At 68.5% G+C, this 18,911-nt stretch carries 15 protein-coding genes; 7 read left to right on the top strand and 8 right to left on the bottom strand.

Annotated elements, in window-relative coordinates; genetic code table 11:
- Nucleotides 1-120: 120 nt before the first annotated feature.
- Nucleotides 121-1,626 carry a glycosyltransferase family 87 protein gene (locus tag IW248_RS25380; RefSeq protein ID WP_196928962.1) on the bottom strand — a complete coding sequence of 502 codons (1,506 nt, stop codon included), beginning with the start codon at nucleotides 1,624-1,626 and terminating at the stop codon, nucleotides 121-123.
- Between the two features lie 125 nt (nucleotides 1,627-1,751).
- Complete coding sequence (locus IW248_RS25375) at nucleotides 1,752-4,046, bottom strand: transglycosylase domain-containing protein (protein WP_231396433.1); 2,295 nt, start codon at nucleotides 4,044-4,046, stop codon at nucleotides 1,752-1,754.
- Nucleotides 4,047-4,134: 88 nt separating this feature from the next.
- Here IW248_RS25375 and IW248_RS33235 point away from each other — a divergent pair, with 88 nt between their 5' ends.
- Complete coding sequence (locus IW248_RS33235; RefSeq protein WP_231396432.1) at nucleotides 4,135-4,737, top strand: hypothetical protein; 603 nt, start codon at nucleotides 4,135-4,137, stop codon at nucleotides 4,735-4,737.
- 139 nt (nucleotides 4,738-4,876) lie between these two features.
- On the opposite strand, the gene IW248_RS25370 is transcribed toward IW248_RS33235, so the two are convergent.
- Nucleotides 4,877-5,326 carry a DUF5318 domain-containing protein gene (locus IW248_RS25370; RefSeq protein WP_196920347.1) on the bottom strand — a complete coding sequence of 150 codons (450 nt, stop codon included), beginning with the start codon at nucleotides 5,324-5,326 and terminating at the stop codon, nucleotides 4,877-4,879.
- 175 nt (nucleotides 5,327-5,501) lie between these two features.
- On the opposite strand from IW248_RS25370, the gene IW248_RS25365 reads away from it, so the two are divergent.
- Entirely contained in the window at nucleotides 5,502-6,140 is a 639-nt protein-coding gene (locus IW248_RS25365) for a PadR family transcriptional regulator (protein ID WP_030331823.1), read from the top strand.
- A gap of 23 nt (nucleotides 6,141-6,163) precedes the next feature.
- A complete protein-coding gene (locus IW248_RS25360; protein WP_124819940.1) occupies nucleotides 6,164-7,243 on the top strand; it encodes an inositol-3-phosphate synthase in 1,080 nt (359 codons plus the stop codon).
- Nucleotides 7,244-7,305: 62 nt separating this feature from the next.
- Here the strand turns inward: IW248_RS25360 and IW248_RS25355 are convergent, their stop codons facing one another.
- The 3 genes from IW248_RS25355 to IW248_RS25345 are packed head-to-tail and all read right to left on the bottom strand — an operon-like array spanning nucleotide 7,306 to nucleotide 8,423.
- A complete protein-coding gene (locus tag IW248_RS25355) occupies nucleotides 7,306-7,692 on the bottom strand; it encodes a hypothetical protein (RefSeq protein WP_196928960.1) in 387 nt (128 codons plus the stop codon).
- On the bottom strand, nucleotides 7,689-7,895 hold the full coding sequence (locus IW248_RS25350; RefSeq protein WP_088987059.1) for a ribbon-helix-helix protein, CopG family: 207 nt from the start codon (nucleotides 7,893-7,895) through the stop codon (nucleotides 7,689-7,691). The genes IW248_RS25355 and IW248_RS25350 overlap by 4 nt, the downstream gene beginning before the upstream one ends.
- A 48-nt stretch (nucleotides 7,896-7,943) precedes the next feature.
- A complete protein-coding gene (locus IW248_RS25345; RefSeq protein WP_196928959.1) occupies nucleotides 7,944-8,423 on the bottom strand; it encodes a methylated-DNA--[protein]-cysteine S-methyltransferase in 480 nt (159 codons plus the stop codon).
- Nucleotides 8,424-8,478: 55 nt separating this feature from the next.
- On the opposite strand from IW248_RS25345, the gene IW248_RS25340 reads away from it, so the two are divergent.
- Together IW248_RS25340 and IW248_RS25335 are read left to right on the top strand one after the other, a co-directional pair.
- Nucleotides 8,479-9,036, top strand: a complete 558-nt coding sequence (locus IW248_RS25340; protein WP_372432767.1) for an NfeD C-terminal domain-containing protein — start codon at nucleotides 8,479-8,481, stop codon at nucleotides 9,034-9,036.
- Between the two features lie 28 nt (nucleotides 9,037-9,064).
- Nucleotides 9,065-10,582: a flotillin family protein gene (locus IW248_RS25335; protein ID WP_196928957.1), complete on the top strand. Its 1,518-nt coding sequence runs from the start codon at nucleotides 9,065-9,067 to the stop codon at nucleotides 10,580-10,582.
- 88 nt (nucleotides 10,583-10,670) lie between these two features.
- On the opposite strand, the gene IW248_RS25330 is transcribed toward IW248_RS25335, so the two are convergent.
- On the bottom strand, nucleotides 10,671-12,989 hold the full coding sequence (locus tag IW248_RS25330) for a DUF8189 domain-containing protein (RefSeq protein WP_196928956.1): 2,319 nt from the start codon (nucleotides 12,987-12,989) through the stop codon (nucleotides 10,671-10,673).
- A gap of 494 nt (nucleotides 12,990-13,483) precedes the next feature.
- Nucleotides 13,484-14,944 carry a CCA tRNA nucleotidyltransferase gene (locus IW248_RS25325; protein WP_196928955.1) on the bottom strand — a complete coding sequence of 487 codons (1,461 nt, stop codon included), beginning with the start codon at nucleotides 14,942-14,944 and terminating at the stop codon, nucleotides 13,484-13,486.
- A gap of 126 nt (nucleotides 14,945-15,070) precedes the next feature.
- Here IW248_RS25325 and murJ point away from each other — a divergent pair, with 126 nt between their 5' ends.
- Together murJ and IW248_RS25315 are read left to right on the top strand one after the other, a co-directional pair.
- Nucleotides 15,071-16,822 carry a murein biosynthesis integral membrane protein MurJ gene (murJ, locus tag IW248_RS25320; RefSeq protein ID WP_196928954.1) on the top strand — a complete coding sequence of 584 codons (1,752 nt, stop codon included), beginning with the start codon at nucleotides 15,071-15,073 and terminating at the stop codon, nucleotides 16,820-16,822.
- 445 nt (nucleotides 16,823-17,267) lie between these two features.
- Entirely contained in the window at nucleotides 17,268-18,875 is a 1,608-nt protein-coding gene (locus IW248_RS25315) for a protein kinase family protein (protein ID WP_196928953.1), read from the top strand.
- Nucleotides 18,876-18,911 lie beyond the last annotated feature (36 nt).

The following is an 18,911-nucleotide window of genomic DNA, read 5'->3' as shown; positions in this document are numbered from 1 at the left end:
AGGGCGGGTTTTCGGGGGAGCCCACCCGGCTCCGGGCGGTCAGGCTTGATCCCTGCGCCGGGCGGGCTCCCCCGAAAACCCTGACGTGGTGCCGGCCGCGGTCGGCCTTCGGCCTTTGGGTCAGGTGGCTGCCACGGGTTCGCGGTGGGGTTCGCTGGTCTCTTTGCGGCGCCAGCGTTCTATCCAGGGGGCGTCTGGTGCGCCGTCCAGGACGCCGCCGTCCGGGTCGTCCGGGTAGGTGGCCCGCACCGCGTCCTGCTCTGGGTGCAGGATCTCCTTCACGACGAACACGCAGAGCACCACCACAGTGACCAGCCGCAGCGTCGAGGCCAGCACGAACACGCCCTCCGGGAAGACCGGACGGCTGGTTGCCGCGCCGAGCAGCTCCCCGTAGAAGGCGACGAAGTAGCAGACCTCGGCGATCTGCCAGGCCAGGAACGCGCCCCACTTCGGTCGGGCCAACACCACCAGCGGGAGCAGCCAGAGCACGAACTGCTGCGACCAGACCTTGCTGAAGATGAGGAACGCGGCGACCACCAGGAAGGCGAGCTGAGCCAGCCGCGGTCGGCGTGGCGCCCGCAGCGCCAGCACGGCGACGCCGAGGCAGGCCAGCCCGAACAGCGCGTACGAGATGGTGTTGAGGGTGGGGATGTTGGCGTTGAGCCATTCGAACGGGCCGAGATTGGCGGGGTCGTTGCCGACCTTGCCGTCCAGGTAGCGACCGATGTACCAGAGCGTGCCCCAGTCGATCGGTCGGGTGGTGTTCAGCTCGAAGAACCGGTCCCAGTTCTCCGGGTACGCCCGCGCGGCCGGCAGGTTCACCAGCACCACGGCCGCGATCGCCGTCCCGATGGCGATGAGCGCGGCACGTATCCGGTCGGCTCGCAGCGCGAGGATGAGGATCGGCCCGAGCAGGAACAATGGCCAGAGCTTCGCCGCGCCGGCGAGCCCGAGCAGCACGCCGGCCGCCGCCGGTCGTTTTCGGGCCCAGGCCAGGAGGCCGAAGGCGGCCAGCCCGATGGCGAGCAGGTCCCAGTTGACTGTGGCGGTGAGTACCAACGCCGGGGCGAGGGCGAACAGCGCCGCGTCCCAGGGTCGTCGGCGGCGCAACGCCAGGATCACCCCCACCGTGGCCACCGCGAGCGCCCCCAGCACCAGCGCGTTGAGGTTGTAGAACCACTGGCCCTGGTTGATGCTCGGGTCGCCCTCACCGATGGCGTGCACCGGCAGGCCCAGCGCGCCCATGAAGTAGCCGGTCAGCACCGGGTACTCGACCGGGTGGTCGCGGTAGGGCACCTTGCCCTCGTTGAGCCCTTCGGCGTAGTAGAGGGCAAGGACGTCGGTGTAGCAGAACCGGGTGTACTGGACGTTGTTCTGCCAGGCGCCGTTCTGGCAGGGCGATTTCTGCACCCAGTGCAGCGCGAGTGTGAGGCACACCAGCGCCAGCACGATCCGCACGGCGGTCCAGAAGCGACGCTCCCCACCGGCCGGCCGGTTCAGCGCGGTCGCGTGGTCGCCCAGCGGGCCGCCGATGACGCCGGAGATGCCGCGGACGAACCCGTCGGAGCGGGACGGGTGATCAGTGGTGCCGGCGTCGTCGATGCCGGGCGTCGACTGGGTGCTCATGAAGAGGCATCCTGCCGTACGACAGGGGTGCCCGTCCCGTCCCGGCACCGAGTTCCGGGTACGAAAACGCCGCCGCCGGCCGGACAGGTCGTCCGGCCGGCGGCGGCGTCATGCGTTGGCGCGGGTCACTCCCGGTTGGGTGGCAGGCTGGGCAGCAGTCCGCCGCCGCCACCGCCGTTTCCGCCGCCACCGGGATTGCCGCCGGGATTGCCACCAGGGTTGCCACCGGGGTTACCGCCGGGGTTGCCCCCAGGGTTGCCGCCCCCGTTTTGGCAGAACAGGTCGATCAGCGGGTTACAGGGAGGGTTCTGACCCCCCGGGTTGGTCGGTGGTGGCGGCGGGGGCGGGGGCGGCGGCGCTTCACCGTTTCCGGAGTCCTTGTCGCCGATGTTCGCCGCCGGCGGGAAGTCGACCTTCGGCTTGCCCTTCAGCGCCTCGTCCATGAACCGCTCCCAGATGTCGCCCGGGAGGTTTCCACCACTGACCTTGCGGCCGTCCTTGAGAATGAGCGGCTTCCGCTCCTTCACGTTGCCCACCCACACCGCGGTGGCCAACTGCGGCGTGTAACCGATCATCCAGGCGTCGCCGTTGTCCTCGCTGTCGTCCTTGAGCTCCCAGGTGCCGGTCTTGGAGGCCGCCTTGCGACCGTCGTCGAGCCGGTGGTTGACGGCGGCCGGGTAGTCCTTCAGCACCGACGTCACGTCGTCCACCACGCTCTTCTCGATTCTCCGCTTCGAGTCGAGCTTCTCGCTGTAGACCTTGTCCCACTTACCAGTGGTCGGGTTCTGCTTCTCCACCGAGTAGAGGAAGTGCGCCTTGTTGTAGACGCCCCCGTTGGCGAAGGTGGCGACGCCGTTGGCGTGGTCCAGCACGGTGATCGGGTACTGGCCGTAGCCGACCACGTTGAAGAACGGCTCCGGAGTGATGTCCTTCGGGTCGGTCTTGGTCAGGTCGTAGGACTTCGCCGGGTTGGTGTCCGTGCGCCACATGGTGGTGACGCCCGCCTGCTTGGCCATGTCGACGACCTTGTCCGCGCCGATCGTCTCGGTGACGTAGTAGAACGGCACGTTCAGGGACTTGAGCGTGGACACCCGCAGCGTGCAGGAGTTACCGCAGTCGGGGTTGTCGTCGCCCGCGTTGCTGACCTTGAACTCGGTGCCTTCCGGCTTGAATGCCTTGCCCTTCCACCGAGACTCGAGCGACTTCTTCTCCTTGAGCGCGGCCGCCAGGGTGTAGATCTTGAAGCTTGATCCGGGCGAGTGACCGCCGCTGATCGCCCCGGTGGAGTCGGTGTTCTTGCCGGCGTAGTCGGTGCCGGTGCCGTTGTCACCGCCGTAGTAGGCGACGACCCGACCGTTTGTGGGGTCGATCGACACCACCGCGGCCATGATGTTGCTTCGCTCACCGGCCAACTCGGAGCCCTTGGACTTGCGCTGGGCCGTCGCGACCGCCGCCGCCTGCATCTTGGTGTCGACTGTGGTACGGATCCGGTAACCGCCGGCCATCAGCGCCTGGGAGCACAGCGGTTTGGCATCTGTCACCTCTGCGTCCTTCTCGACGCAGATGCCCCTGTCCCGCATCTCTTGCCGGACGTAGTTGATGACATTGCCGTACGGGGTGTCGACGCCGAAGTCGACGCCGATGCCGCCCTTCTTCGGGGCCTTGAGGGTCTTCGTCGGGTACGCGGCCGGCCGCGGCTCCTTGCCGGGCACGCCGAGCCAGCCCTCCTTGACCATGCCCTCGATCACGTAGTTCCAGCGATCCTGGGCGTCGGTCGGGTTGATCGCCGGGTCGTACCCCTGGTGGGTGGAACTGGGCTCTGGTTGCTTGATCAGTGCCGCGAGCACCGCGCCCTCGGCCGGATCGAGCTTGCCCACCGGCTTGCCGAAGTAGGTCTGCGCCGCAGCCTCGATGCCGTAGGCACCTCGGCCGAAGTAGATCACGTTGAGGTAGTGCTGCATGATCTGCGGCTTCGTGTACTCGTCGTTGAGCTTGGAGGCGAAGATCGCCTCCTTCACCTTCCGGGCGTACGTGTCGTCCTTCAGGTTGTCGTAGGCGTTGCGGGCGTACTGCTGGGTGATGGTGGAGGCGCCCTGCTTGTCGCCGCCGGAGAGGTTGTTCCAGCCGGCCCGGGCGATGCCCTTGTAGTCCACACCGGAGTGTCGGTAGAAGTTCCGATCCTCGGCGGCGGCCACCGCGTTCTGCACGTACTCCGGAATCTGGTCGATGGTGACCAGCGTTCGGTTCTGATCGCCCACCTTGGCGATGATCGTCTTGTTGTCGAAGGCGTACAGGGTGGTCGCCTGCGGCGGAGTGATCTCGTCCGGAAGCACCACGCTTGTCGAGTAGTAGGTGAACCCGACCACGCCGATGCCGGCGAGCATGATGAAGACGGCGAACCCGGCGATCAGCAGGTTCATCCGCTTGCGCTTCTTCGCCCGTGCCGCGGCGCCCGAGTCACCCGGACCACGACCGCCCCGACCGGGGCCGCCCGGCCCACCTGGCCCGTTGGGCCCACCAGGGCCGCCCGGCCCACCGGAGACCGGTGAGACGCTCGCCCTGGCGACCGCCGCACGGCCACCGACCGATGCGGAGCCGACGCTGGCCCGGCCCGCCGAGGCGGTGCCGACCGAGGCGGCACCGACGGCGGCCCGACCCGCCGGCGCGCCCGGCGCCGGGGAGACGGGCACCGAGGCCCGACCGGCGCCGGCGCGGCCAGCGGCCACGCCCGGTGCCGGCGACACCGGGACCGAGGCTCGACCGGCCCGGCCGGCCGCTGCCGAACCCACCGAGGCGGACCCGGCGGCCGCACCACCACGCGGCGGCACCGAGGCGGAACCGCCGACCGTGGCACGACCACCGGAGGCCCGCGGCGTCACCGAGGCGCGGCCCGGGGTTGCCGCGCCGCCGCCCTCCGAGGCTGACCAGCCGCTCCCGCCGGAGTCACCGCCGGGTCGGCGGTACGCGTCGTCCGCGCCCGGTCCGGGGTCACCGTCTGGACCCGAGTACTGGGTCCGTCCGCGCGCAGAACTGGGATCGCCGTACGAGTTCATTCCTCACACCCTGCCGGTCGCGGTGGGACGCAGCTGCGCCGCCACCGGGTTGCCGTGAGTTGCTTCACCCGGCGCGCCGGCACGGGGGTGCCAGCCGACCGGGGTCATTGCCGTATCAATCGGGCCAATCGGACCAACAAGCGGTCGACCGTCCCGGGTTTTGCCTGCGGCCCCGGGGCCGGTACAACCAGCTGAGATCACCGTTGCGCCTCTCGCCTCCGCCGGCCGGTGCCTTCGGCGCCCGCCGCGTCCTGTTCGCTTGTGCCGTCGCTGTCGCCGGTCAGCCCGTCCCGGCCGAGCAGGTACTGCTCGACGAGATGGTTCCAGTCACAACCGAGGCACACCTCCACCACGAAGACCTGGAACTCACGCAGCGTCATCGCCAGCACGGGCAACTCGGTAAGTGTCCGGGCCTGCCCGGCGGACTGCTTGAGTTCGTCACCGTAAATGTAGTGGACGAGGGTCAGGTTTTCGCTGCGGCAGATCGGGCAGCGCCGGTCGGTCGGCTCGCCGTGGAACCGAGCGGCGTTCTTCAGGTACGGCGACGCGTCGCAGACGTCGTACGTGCCGACTCGGCCGGCCAGGAGCTCACGCAGCACTGCTCGCTTCTGAAGCGAGTAGTCGACGACCTGGCGCTGCGTACGCATGCGGAGAAGGGTACGCGGTCCGGCCCGAGCAGGCGACCACGCTCACAATCCGTGACGACAGCATCTCGGAACGGGGGTTTGCCCTGGCCCGCGCGAGCCGCTAACGTGCGATGTATCGGTCCGATACATCGCGGCGGTTACCACTCCACGCCGGAGGGTAAAGAGAGGGTGGCCAGTGCTTGAGTTCGCCATCCTCGGCCTCCTGCAGGAGTCTCCGATGCACGGCTATGAGCTGCGCAAGGAGCTGACCGCCAAACTCGGCGCGATCCGGGCGGCGATCAGCTACGGCTCGCTCTATCCCACGCTACGCAGGCTGCAGGCGGCGGGATGGATCACCGAAGCTGCTGAGACACCCGCCACTGCCGAGGAGGTTCCCGCGCTGACCAGCCGACGAGGTCGGGTGGTGTACAAAATCACCGCGGAAGGCAAGGAACGCTTCGCCCAGCTGATCGCACAGGCCGGGCCCGAGACGTACGACGACACGGGCTTCGGGGTGCACTTCGCGTTCTTCGCCCGGACCGACCAGGCGACCCGACTGCGCATTCTGGAGGGTCGCCGCCGCAAGATCGAGGAGCGTCGCGAAGGGCTTCGTGACGTGCTGGGCCGGGCGGCCGAGCGCCTCGACGCTTACACGCTGGAACTGCAGCGCCACGGCCTTGATGCCTGTGAGCGCGAGGTCCGCTGGCTGGAGGAGCTCATCGCCAACGAGCGCTCCGGCCGAGCCCCGACGGTCCCGAACATCGGGACAGCCGGCGGCCGACGAGAAGACAACAGCCCGCCTCCGCCTGGAGAGACCAGGAATGAGCGGCCGTGACAGAAAAGAAGGAGGCAGACGCTATGGGCTCCGTCCGCGTCGCCATCGTCGGTGTGGGTAACTGCGCCTCGTCCCTGGTTCAGGGCGTCGAGTACTACCGGAACGCCAACCCGAACGACCGCGTCCCGGGTCTCATGCACGTCGCCTTCGGCGACTACCACGTCAACGCCGTGGAGTTCGTCGCGGCATTCGACGTGGACGCCAAGAAGGTGGGCATGGACCTCGCGGAGGCGATCGTCGCCAGCGAGAACAACACCATCAAGCTCTGCGACGTGCCGCCGACCGGCGTCAGCGTGCAGCGCGGTCCGACCTTCGACGGTCTGGGCCAGTACTACCGCGAGATCGTCGAGGAGTCGGACGCCACCCCGGTCGACGTGACGCAGGCGCTGCGCGACGCGCAGGTCGACGTCGTCGTCTGCTACCTCCCGGTCGGCTCCGAGCAGGCCGCCAAGTTCTACGCCCAGGCGGCCATCGACGCCGGCTGCGCGTTCGTCAACGCCCTGCCGGTCTTCATCGCCTCCGACCCCGAGTGGGCCAAGAAGTTCGAGGACGCGGGCCTGCCGATCGTCGGTGACGACATCAAGAGCCAGGTCGGCGCCACCATCGTGCACCGCGCCCTCGCGAAGCTCTTCGAGGACCGCGGCGTCGAGCTGCTGCGCACGTACCAGCTCAACTTCGGCGGCAACATGGACTTCATGAACATGCTGGAGCGCAAGCGCCTGGTCTCGAAGAAGATCTCGAAGACCCAGTCGGTCACCTCGCAGATCCCGCACGAGATGAGCAAGAGCGACGTGCACATCGGCCCGTCGGACCACGTGCCGTGGCTGGACGACCGCAAGTGGGCGTACATCCGCCTGGAGGGCCGCTCGTTCGGTGACACCCCGCTCAACGCCGAGCTCAAGCTCGAGGTGTGGGACTCTCCGAACTCGGCCGGCGTCATCATCGACGCGGTCCGGGCCGCGAAGATCGCCCTGGACCGGAAGATCGGCGGCCCGATCCTGTCGGCCTCGTCGTACTTCATGAAGTCCCCGCCGGTGCAGTACGCCGACCACGACGCCCACCAGGCCGTCGAGGAGTTCATCGCCGGTGAGGTCACGCGCTGACGCGCTGAGTCACCAAGCTTGTCGAAGGGCCGGGTCCGCATGGACCCGGCCCTTCGCCGCGTTCAGCTCGACATCTCCAGGTACGGCGACAGCCGCAACGCCAACTCGTCAATCGAGTCGACCTCGCCACTGGCCAACGCGTCGGTGAGAGCCATCCGTTCCTTGGCCGGCATGTGTAGCGCCACCCCGCAACGGATCAGGAAGATCCGCATCGCCGCCCAGGCGAGGCCCGCGTTCCACATATCGAGTGGCCGCCAAATCATCAAGCCGTGCATCAACGCCGCCGCCCTGTCCAGCACGGTGGGGTACACGGCACGCCCCAGGATCCGGGCGTGCGGGCGGGCCGCCGCAGCGACGAGGATGCCGCCGTCCCTGACGCGACTGTGCTGGCCTGTGTGTTCGGATAAGAGGATCAACAGGTCCTCCGGCTCGGGCCACGGTTGAGTCACCGATCCCCCAACATCTCGAAGAATTCGGCGTCTTCCTCCAAGACCCGTCGGGCGGCCTGGCGGGTCCACTCGTTGCGCTCCTGACGCTCGAGGTATTCCTGGATCGCCACCTCGACGGTCTTGTGCATCGAACGGTGTTCCGCCTCGGCCAGCTCCCGAAGGCGCTGCTCGACCTCGGGCTTGAGCGTCAGGGTGAAGGCCATACCGTTTTTGTATAGCTCTTCCGGGGGTACGTCAACCAGGCTCGCTGGTCAGGACCAGGCGTGTCGCAGCGCGACCCCGGCCTCCAACTCGAGCAGCTTGACCTTGCGGGGCAGGCCCCCACCGAAGCCGACCAGCTTGCCGCCCGCGCCGACGATCCGGTGACACGGCACGATCACCGGCACCGGGTTGCGGTTGCAGGCCACACCCACCGCCCGCGCCGCTCCGGCATCGCCGACCAGGCGCGCCACCTCGCCGTACGTCAGCGTCTCTCCGTACGGGATTCGGGTCATCTCCCGCCACACGGCCCGCTCGAAGTCGGAGCCCCGGGGCATCGACACCGGGACGCCGAACGCGGTCAGCTCACCGGCGAAGTACGCCCGCAGATCGGTCACCGCCTGCCGGGACAGCGCGTCGCCGGGCTCGTCGACAGCTGCGTCGACCCGACCGAAGGCGGCGCCGCAGACGCTCGTGCCGTCGGTGGCGACGGAGAACTCACCGATCGGTGAGTCGAGCACGGTCCAGCGCATCCACCCATTCTCCCTCTCTGTTGCGGACTCGTTCGCCGGCCCGGCTACCAGCGTTCTGCCGGGCCGTTCGTCGTTGCACGGCGTCGATACCGTCAAGGTCGTGGCCACGGGGACGCTCATCTTTCTGATCATCGGCGGAGCGGGCATCGGCGTGCTCGCGCTCGCCCTGCTCGGCACCGAGCTGTTCCAGTTCGGGCACGCCGACGTGGACGGGCCGATCTCGGTCGAGACGGTCGCCGGCTTCGCCGGGGCGTTCGGGTTCGGCGCGGCCATCGTCAACGAACTACTCGGTGCGCGTACACCCGGTTTGGTCGTCGGGGCGGTGGCCGGCGGCGTGCTCGCGGCCGTGCCCACCGGCTGGTTGGCCTCCCGGCTGAGCCGGGCAGCGCGGAACATGCGCACCGACCCCACCCCCACCCGTGACGACCTGGTCGGCGCGCTCGGCCTGGTCGTCACCCCGGTGCCGGCCAACGGGTACGGCGAGGTCCGCATTCGCCTCGCCGGCCAACCGGTCAAGCTCAGCGCCCGTGCGGACCAGCCGATCCCGCTCGGCGCCCAGGTCTTCGTCGTGCAGGCGCTCAGCGAGACCAGCGTGCAGGTAGAGACCTACTGATTTCCCCCTCGTAGACGGGACTCCTCATATGGCCCTACTCATCGCCATCGGTGGCGCAATCCTCCTCGCGCTCATCCTGGTGTTCTTCGTGCTCTCCCGGATCAAGGTGGCCGGCCCGAACGAGGCGTTCATCGTCACCGGACGCAAGGGCCGCACCACGCAGACCGCTGACGGTGGGCGGTCCACCGACAACTCCGGGCAGAAGGTCGTGCTGGGCGCCTCGGTCTTCGTCCTGCCGGTGGTGCAGAAGCTCCAGTCGCTCGACCTGTCCAGCCGGCGGATCGACGTCGGCATCCGGGGCGCCGTGAGCAAGCAGGGCATCCGCGCCGACCTGCACGGCGTGGCGATCGTCAAGGTCGGCGGCACCGAGGACGCGATCCGGGCCGCCGCACAACGGTTCCTGCACCAGCAGGACGAGATCGACAACTTCACCCGGGAGGTGTTGGCCGGCGCGCTGCGCTCGATCGTCGGCCGGCTCACCGTCGAGGAGGTCATCCGGGACCGGGCGGCATTCGCCAGCGCGGTCGCCGAGGAGGCCGAGCACTCGATGACCAACCAGGGTCTGGTGCTGGACACCTTCCAGCTCCAGGACATCCTCGCCGAAGGCTCCTACCTGCAGGACCTGGGCCGCCCCGAGGCCGCCCGCGTGCTCAAGGACGCGGCGATCGCCGAGGCGCGGGCCCGGCAGCAGGCCGAGCAGGAGCGGCTGCTCGCCGAGGAGGCCATCGCCGAGGCGAACCGCAACCTGGCCCTGAAGCAGGCAGGCATCCAGGCCGAGATCGACGCGGCGAAGGCGAAGTCCGCGGCGGCCGGACCGCTCGCCCAGGCCGAGCGGGACCAGGCGATCCTCTCCGAGCAGCAGAAGGTCGCCGAGCGCAACGCGGAACTCAAGCAACGCCAACTCGACACCGAGGTTCGCAAGCCGGCCGACGCCGCCCGGTACAAGGTGGAGCAGGAGGCCGAGGCGGCCCGCGCCGCGGCGGTGCTGCACGCCGACGCACAGCGCCAGTCCGTCATCGCCGCCGCGCAGGCGTCCGCCGAGCAGGCCCGCCTCACCGGTGAGGGCGAGCGGGCCCGACGGGCCGCGCTCGCCGAGGCGAACGCCATCGAGGGCGCCAAGGAGGGTGAGGCCGAGCAGCGGCGGCGCTCCGCCATCGCCGATGCCGTGGAGCGGGAAGGTCAGGCCGACGCGGCAGCCATCCTGGCGAAGGGTGAGGCCGAGGCCGACGCGATGGCCCGCAAGGCCGAGGCGTTCGCCGCGTACGGAGAGGCGGCCGTGCTGGACCTTCTGGTCAAGGTGCTGCCGCAGGTCGTCGAGGCGGCCAGTGCGCCGATCGGGGCGATCGACAAGATGACAGTCATCTCCACCGACGGCGCGTCGTCGCTGACGAAGTCGGTGGCCGGCAACGTGGCCCAGGGGCTCCAACTCGGCAGTGACCTCACCGGGATCGACCTGCCCGGCCTGCTGGCGCGGCTCGGCTCGGCTTCCACTCCGACCGGCAACGGCGCCGCGTCAGTCGACGGGAAGGCCGTCGAGAGCCGCTGACGCCTTCGCGATCTGTCGAGCGAATCGAAAGACGGCTCCCGCCACCGGTAGAGGTGACGGGAGCCGTCGGTTCACGACACTGACCGAATCAGGCGGGAGGCGCCGGCACCGTGTGACCGGAGAACTCCCCCGCTGATGCGACCGAGACACCAGCTGAGGGAACCTGACGCTCGTAGACTCGCGTGGCGTCGTTGGCGTTCCGGTAGACGATCACCCACCCGTTGCCACTGCTGTTGATGATCGGGCTGACAGTCGGGTCGGTTGCGGCCTGGTCGCTGGAGTCCGGATTGACGCGCGCCCAGTCGCCCCAGGCACCCGAGCCGGGAGATGCCTCGAAGACCCGGTAGATCTCGTTGTCCGAACCCCGCACCACCACCGCCGTCCGTCCGAGTACGGGGTCGAGGATCACGGCGGGTGGTCCGGCGGCGATCTGAGCGCCGATGCCGTTCCAGCTGGATGACCACACACCGCTGAGGTTCTGCTGCTTCACCACGACTGAGCCGTCGTCGGCACGGGCGAAGATGGCCGTACGGTAACCGGGGTAGACGAGCGCCGCAGGAGCACCGGTGACTGTGCCTCCGAGATCCACCCAGGGCGACAAGGAGCCGTCGTTGGTGTAGACGGCGGTCTTGACCGAACCGGCAGCGGTGGTGCCGATGATTCGCAGGCCAGTGTCGATGTTGACAGCCGTGACCGAACCCACGAGGCCGGCGCTACCCAGGCTCGCCCAGGAGGGGCTGGTGCCCGACTGTCGGTAGTGCCAGAGCCGGCCGTCGACGTCGGTGCCGAAGATGACACTCGTGCCATCGCTGAGCACTGTTGCCGTCGGCGGGCCAGCCATCGATCCACCGACTGTGGCAACCGGTCCCCAGGTCGCCGCGCCCTCAGCGGTCTGGCTGCCGGCCCAGATGGTGCCGTTGGTGTGCCGGGCGGCCACCTGGACGGGCTTGCCGCCAGGCTGATTCAGCGCAGGCTGCCCGGTAAGAGCCTCAAACCCGGAAGCGGCGGTCCACTGGATGTTGAAGAAACTGTCAGGATCGCTCTGGTGACCGATCCGCAGTTGCCCCAAGTTGTCCACGAAGGCGTACTCGATGGGTCCGACGGCGGTACCGGAAGGCTTGGCCTGGAGCACCGACGTTCGGGAGTACGTGGCAATCGGCAGGGGGGTCACCGCGTCGGCGAACCAGCCCTGAAGATCGACCACCAGATGCACGGTGCCACTGGAGGCGTTGCGGAAGCGCACCTTGCCCTCGGAGTTGACCTTCGCCACCAGGAGGCTGGATCGGGCTGATTGACCGGTGTTGAATTGAAGCACCGGACCGAGGGTAGGGGGATGTATCCCCACGGATCCTTCTACGACGCTGAAGGCCCCGCTTGCGGTAGGACTGACGGCTGTGGCGTTGAGGACAACGCCAGCGACACCTCGGACCGGCAGGCGATTGGTGCCGCCGACAGCGACGTCAAGACTGGCACCGGCCGCGATCGGTGCCCCACCATTGATACTGCGGGTGTCGATCAGCCGGCTGGCGTCCACCGGGCGCAGCCCGGCCCCCGTCGTCGGGCCGTCGGTGAAATATCCCTGCACCGTGATGACGACGTCGATCGCCGATCCCGCGTTGACGAGCTGGACTACCGCGCTGCCGTCACCCTTGAGCTTTACACTCATCCCCATCGAGGTATTGCCGGGACGATAATCAATGCCACTGGCGGAATGACTGTCTGAACCGATGGTCAGCCAGCCCCCGCTGGTTGCGCCGAGGACGGCCACGTCCACCATCACTGCCTTGGCAGCGCTCGGAATTGTGATGTTCTCTCCATAGCTCCTGCGCTGCACCAGGGTGACGCTTCGAGTTTCGCCGCTGGCCAGCTTCCGCGGCACACCCGGCTCACCCGGCCCAACCCAAACTGGGGGGAGGGTGCGGGTATCGGCCATCACAAAATGATCCATCGGCACGAAGCCCGAGCCGATTCCGCCGGTGTTGGTCGTGAAATAGCCCTGCACGTCCAGCTTCAGATTGACCTTGCCGGCTTGGTTGTGTAGGGCGATCTTGCCGTTGGCCCCAACCTTCACCACCACCGAATTCGAGATGACCTCGCCGGTTGAGGCATTCAGCGATGAGGCCGCTGGCCTCGTGGTCTGGTCCGGGTAGACAGTCACAAAGGTGTTGACCGTCGGACTAATCGCCGTCACGTCGACCAATAGCGCGCTGACCCCGTTGGCCGGCACGCCGCCAACCCCGAGCGCGCTGACCGTGGCCACTGTATTTGCGTCCCGAGGACCGGTGTAGCCGCCAATACCGCTGCGCGTGTCCAGCAGCACAGTCTGATTGATTGGTACGTAGTCGCCACCCTTACCTGCGGCGTCGGCGTGAACAGCCCCAGCCGGAACTACCGTTCCGGCGGTCATGAGAAGAAGGACTGCCAACAACTTTACAACTGCCGTTCGATTACGTTCCTGATAATGCAACCGTACCGCCTCTCGTGAATGTGGACCGATTTCGGCCCCCGGCAAGCTTGAGCAGGGAGGCGCAGCACCGAAGCCCTGGCACACCAAACGGTGCGACAGGACAAACGGAACCAGGGAAGAGGGGGCTATGCCAAAGAGATGCCGACGATCACGGCTTCAGCGTGATGGCCGATCGCCAACGGCCAGATGATTGCCCTCGCGATTGGGCCGGCCAGCAAGATTCCAGCGCGTAGATGGTCACGCGTCACACCCCCGTGTGCTGCTCATCATCAATATTCCGCTGTACATTGACAGCGCAGCCGACTCACTGTCAAGAGATGGTTCCAGCCAGTAAGGTAACGCCGGGAACGACCTGGGGAAATTACCGTGGGTTACCGATAGCTGGTGCGACGCCAGGGCGTACCCGAGTCGACCAACCGAGCCCGGCCGGCGGACTAACTGATGAGACCCTCGGCGCGGGCCCAGCGCAGCAGCTCCGCCTCGGCGGCGTCCCGGTCCAGCGGGCCGTGCTCGAGGCGCTGCTCCTTGAGGTGCTTCCACGCCCGCCCGACCACCGGCCCCGGCGGCACGCCGAGCAGCTCCATGATCGCGTTGCCGTCCAGGTCGGGTCGAACCCGCGCCAGGTCCTCCTCGGCGGCGATCCGGGCGATCCGATCCTCCAGCGCGTCGTAGTCGGCCGCGAGCTGGGCCGCCTTGCGCCGGTTACGGGTGGTGCAGTCCGAGCGGGTCAGCTTGTGCAGGCGGGGCAGCAGGTCACCGGCATCGGCGACGTAGCGTCGCACCGCCGAGTCGGTCCACTCGCCCCGCCCGTACCCGTAGAAGCGCAGGTGCAACGCGACAAGCGCCGTCACCTTCGCGGTGACCTCCTTCGGGTACCGCATCGCCTTCATCCGGGCCTTGGTCAGGCGGGCGCCGACCACCTCGTGGTGGTGGAAGCTGACCCGACCGTCGGACCCGACCGCCTTCGTCGCCGGCTTGCCCACGTCGTGCAGGAGGGCAGCCATCCGCAGGATGAAGTCACAGCCCTCCTCCTCGTACGAAACCGCGTTCTCGACGACCGTCAACGTGTGCTCGTAGACGTCCTTGTGCTGGGCGTGCTCGTCGATCTCCAGCTTCAGCCCGGTCAGCTCCGGCAGGAACCGCTCGGCCAGGCCGGTGTCGACCAGCAGCCGCAGCCCGGTGATCGGGTCCGCGCCGCAGAGCAGCTTGGTGAACTCGTCGCGGATCCGCTCGGCGGTGATCCGGTCCAGGTCGGCGGCCATCTCGGTCATCGCCACGTGCACGTCCGGGTGCACGGCGAAACGCAGCTGGGCAGCGAACCGGGCGGCCCGCAACATCCGCAGCGGGTCGTCACCGAACGACTCACCCGGCGTGCTCGGGGTACGGATCACCTTGGCCGAGAGGTCGGCCAGCCCACCGTGCGGGTCGGTGAACCGGTGCTCCGGCAGGCTGACCGCCATCGCGTTGATCGTGAAGTCGCGCCGCTTCAGGTCCTCGTCGAGGCTGGTGCCGTACACCACCACCGGGTTGCGGGTGACCTGGTCGTACGACTCCGCACGGAAGGTGGTGATCTCCAGCCGGAGACCGTCGCGCTGAGCGCCGATGGTGCCGAACTCGCGACCGGTCTCCCAGATCGACTCGGCCCAGCCCTTGATGATCCGCAGGGTCTCGTCGGGATGCGCGTCGGTGCAGAAGTCGAGGTCGTCGCCGAGCCGACCGAGCAGGGCATCCCGCACCGAACCGCCCACCAGGTGCAACTCGTGACCGGCGCGGACGAAGCGGCGGCCCAACTCGTCGGCGACCGGGGACACCCGGAGCAATTCGGCGACGGCGTTGCGCTGCGCGGCGGTGAGTTCGCGGCGGTCGGCGGCGTGAGGAGCAGAGGCTTCGGACATGGGATCGCCAGCTTATCGGGCCGGGGTGTGATCCGATCCGCCGGGCGCGGGTAACGGGTGGGGGTTGACTATGGTCTGTGGCGTGCGGGTCGGTGCCCGACTCGACGTACCCCTGGGAGGCTGGAGATGAGCGGCGGGCTCTACCGCAGCGCCAACGCCGCGAACGATGGCGGCGCCGACGTCCGTCCCGGGGACGGCGCCACGTTCATCTCCGCCGAGCCGCTGAACCAGCCGGCCATGGAGTCGACCGCGCCGCCGCAGGAGCAGGTCGGCGAGGCGAGCGCGGCGACCAACAGCGCGGTGATGGCGGTCGGCAGCCTGGTCAGCCGGGGCACCGGCTTCCTGCGCAACCTGGTGATCGCCGCGGCGCTCGGCGGCGCGCTGGTCGGTGACGCGTACACCACCGCACAGATCCTGCCCGGCATGGTCTACGAGTTCCTACTCGGCGGCGTGCTCACCAGCGTGTTGATCCCGGTGCTGGTGCGCCGCCGCAAGGTCGACACCGACGGCGGCCAGGCGTACGCCCAGCGGCTGCTGACCCTGGCGGTTCTTGCCCTCGGCGTGGCCGCGCTGCTCGCGGTCGTGGGCGCCTCGACGCTGACCTGGCTCTACGGCAGCGGTGAGTCGACCGGCGAGTATTCGAAGCTGGTCACGGGACTGGCACGCCTGATGCTGCCGATGATCTTCTTCTCGGGGCTGAGCGCGCTGATCAGTGCGGTGCTCAACACCCGGGGGCACTTCGCCGCCCCGATGTGGGCACCGATTCTGAACAACCTCGTGGTGATCGGCACCGCAGGCCTCTACATCGCCATCTTCGGCGCGGAGATCGTCAAGCCCGGGGAGATGACCACCGGGCGGATCCTGCTGATTGGCGGTGGCACCCTGCTCGGCGTCGCCATTCAGGCGATGGGACTGCTGCCGGCGCTGCGCAAGGTCGGCTTCCGCTGGAAGCTGCGCTTCGACTTCCGCGCCCTCGGCCTGCGCGAGCTGGGCCGGCTCGGCGCGTGGATGATCTGTTACGTCGCGGTGAGCCAGGTCGGCTTGATCGTGCTGTTCAACCTGTTGAACCGGGCCGGCAAGGAGAACGCGGCCGGCCCACTGATCTACAACAACGTCTTCCTGCTGCTGATGACCGCGCACGGCATCATCGCCGTCTCGATCATCACGGCGCTCATGCCCCGGATGAGCGCGGCCGCCGCCGACGGCCGATACGCCGACGTCGCCGCCGACCTGTCGCGGGGCACCCGCACGGTCACGGCGGTGCTCGCCCCGATCGCGGTCTGCTACGCCGTCCTCGCCACCCCGATCGCGTTCACGCTGTTCAGGTTCGGCGCGTTCAACGAGGACAACGCCACTGCTACCTCCGTCGTGTTGCTCGCCGCCGCGCTGGCGCTGGTCCCGTTCGCGGTGAGCCAGCTCTTCACCTTCGCCTTCTACGCGCTACCGGACACCCGCACTCCCGCGCTGATCAACATCCCCGTGGTGGCACTGCGGATCGGCGTGCAGATCGTGCTCTTCGTGGCCTTCTCGGCGAGCTTTGCCGGCGCCGGGATGATGATCGGCAATGCCGTCTCCTACCTGGCGGCAGCAATCGCGTCCGCCTGGCTGCTTCGCCCCCGCGTCGGCCGCATCGGCCTCGGCGAGATCATGCGGACCGGCGGCCGGGTCCTGGTCGCGGCGCTCGGTGCCGCCCTTGTCGGCCTCATCGTCGTCAAGCTACTGCCGGGGGATGCCACGCCAAGCCGCCTTCAGGCGATCGTGCAACTCGTGATCGGTGGTGCGGTGATCGGCGGGACCTACCTGGGTCTGGCCATGCTGCTGAAGATCGGGGAGATCACCGAGGTGGTCGGAATGGTTCGCCGCCGCCTCGGTCGCTGAACGCCAGCATCTGATTACAACAAGTTGACACTCATACGGACCGTCACCGCGGATCACCAGGCTGGGGATGCTCCTGTGGATAACTCCGCGATTCGCCGGTCAGCTACCGCTTCAGCCTGTGGATAACCAACCGTACGGCTGAGGGTGGCGACCCGATCGGTGGGAACGTACGAGGCAGCGCGAGCGCCACGCCAGCCCAGCCCCGGCGTCGGTCACTTGCGGTGAAGCCGTAGATTAGCTAGTACATGTGCCAGCAACGTGGCTGACAACGGTCGTAACCGGACGAGTTCGCCGACTGCCGGAACCCCGCCAGGTACGGCGGGAAGATGACATGTCGGAGAGACGGGCAACCCGGGTAAGGTCGCTCTCGACGGGTACGGCAGGGGCCGACGCTGGGCGTCGACACCGGTCGGCCGGTTCCTTCAACGGCAGAGCGGGAAGCCACATGCCCAGCAGTTCGGGTTCATCGATCGACACGATCACCGAGGGAGGACGGGTGACCCAGGTCGGCGAGGGTCAGGAGGCGGACGAAAGCGCTCCTCCGGTAATGACCTTCGGTGCTCCCACGGCCGGTGAAGTCCTCGCCGAGCGGTACGAGCTGGTTGAGCACATCAACAACGACAGTGCGGGTCGGCTGGTCTGGCGCGGGGTCGACGTCATCCTGCGCCGTCCCGTTGCCGTGGTGCTGCGTTACCCGGGTGGCGACTCCGCCACCGAGATGCTTCAGGCGGCCGTCGCGGCCAGCCGGGTCATCCACCCCAACCTGGTAGGCGTCTACGACGCGATCGACGAGGCCGACCGGGCGTACGTGGTGCGCGAGTGGGTCGACGGGCAGTCCATGCGGGACCTGGCGGCCGACGGCCCCCTGGACCCGGCTCGGGCCACCGCCATCGGCAACGCCGTCGCGAGCGCACTCGCCGCGGTGCACGCCACAGGCATGGTGCACGGCAACGTCCACCCCGGCACCGTCATGATCAGTGACGAGGGTCGCGTGGTCCTGGCCGACGCCCGCACCGACGGCGCCGACAGCCAGGAGAACGACATCCGGGCGGTCGGCGGTGTCCTCTACTTCGCGCTGACCGGTTCCTGGCCGCACGCCGAGGCACCGCTGCGCGGCGCCACCGCCGGCCACGGCCGCGCCGCCATCCCGGACGCTGTTCGGGACGCCGGAGGCGCCATCGCTGCGCCCCGCCAGGTTCGGGCGGGCGTTCCGGCGTACCTGGACGACCTGACCATGGATCTACTCGACGCCGAGATCGCGCCGCCGTCCTCCGACGTGCTCGCCGCCGAGTTGGCGCGGCTGGACGTGCCGGCCGAGGACGAGCACTACCTCGACAACAGCGGCCCGCTGCGGTTCGCCGCCGAGACCGGGGAAGAGCCGTCGCCGCTGGCCGCGGCCGGGGGTCGCAAGGTCGCCGTCGGCATCGCTGGTCTGCTGGCCGTCGCCCTGGTCGGTCTGCTGATCGGAATCATCGCGCTGGGCGGCGAGGACAAGGACCCGCAGTCCAACCCGGTCGCCGCGCCGACCTCCAGTGCCCCGGCCGGCGACGCCACCCCGGCCGCGGCGACTGCCCGCAAGCTGACCGTGAAGAACGTCCGGATCATCGACCCGGACAGCAAGGACCGCAGTGAGGTCGACGGCGCCGAGAAGGTCATCGACGGTGACGAGGACAAGGGCTGGGAGACCGAGACCTACAAAAACCTGCCCAACTTCGGCAACCTGAAGAAGGGCATGGGCGTCTGGATCGACCTCGGCCAGCCGCACACCGTCAGGTCGGTGCAGGCGGTGCTGTCGGCCACCGGCGCGTCCGCTCAACTGCTCGCCGGCACGACCAACCCGGAGTCCAGCTCCAGCGGTGACAAGCAGTTGGTCGCGAGCTACAAGACCCCGATCGGCCAGCCGTTCGAGGACCACGACGGCACCACCATGACGTTCAACGGCTTCGACGCCGACCAGAAATACCAGTACCTGCTGTTCTGGATCACCGAGTTGCCTCCGACCGAGGATGGGTTCAAGCTGGGGGTGCAGGAGATTACGGTCCAGGGGTCGTGAGCCGGGCTCCACGATCCGGGCATCGCACGCACTGGA

The sequence above is a fragment of the Micromonospora ureilytica genome (genome assembly GCF_015751765.1).
Taxonomy (GTDB): Bacteria; Actinomycetota; Actinomycetes; order Mycobacteriales; family Micromonosporaceae; genus Micromonospora; species Micromonospora ureilytica.
This window is presented reverse-complemented; position numbering and strand designations above follow the sequence as displayed.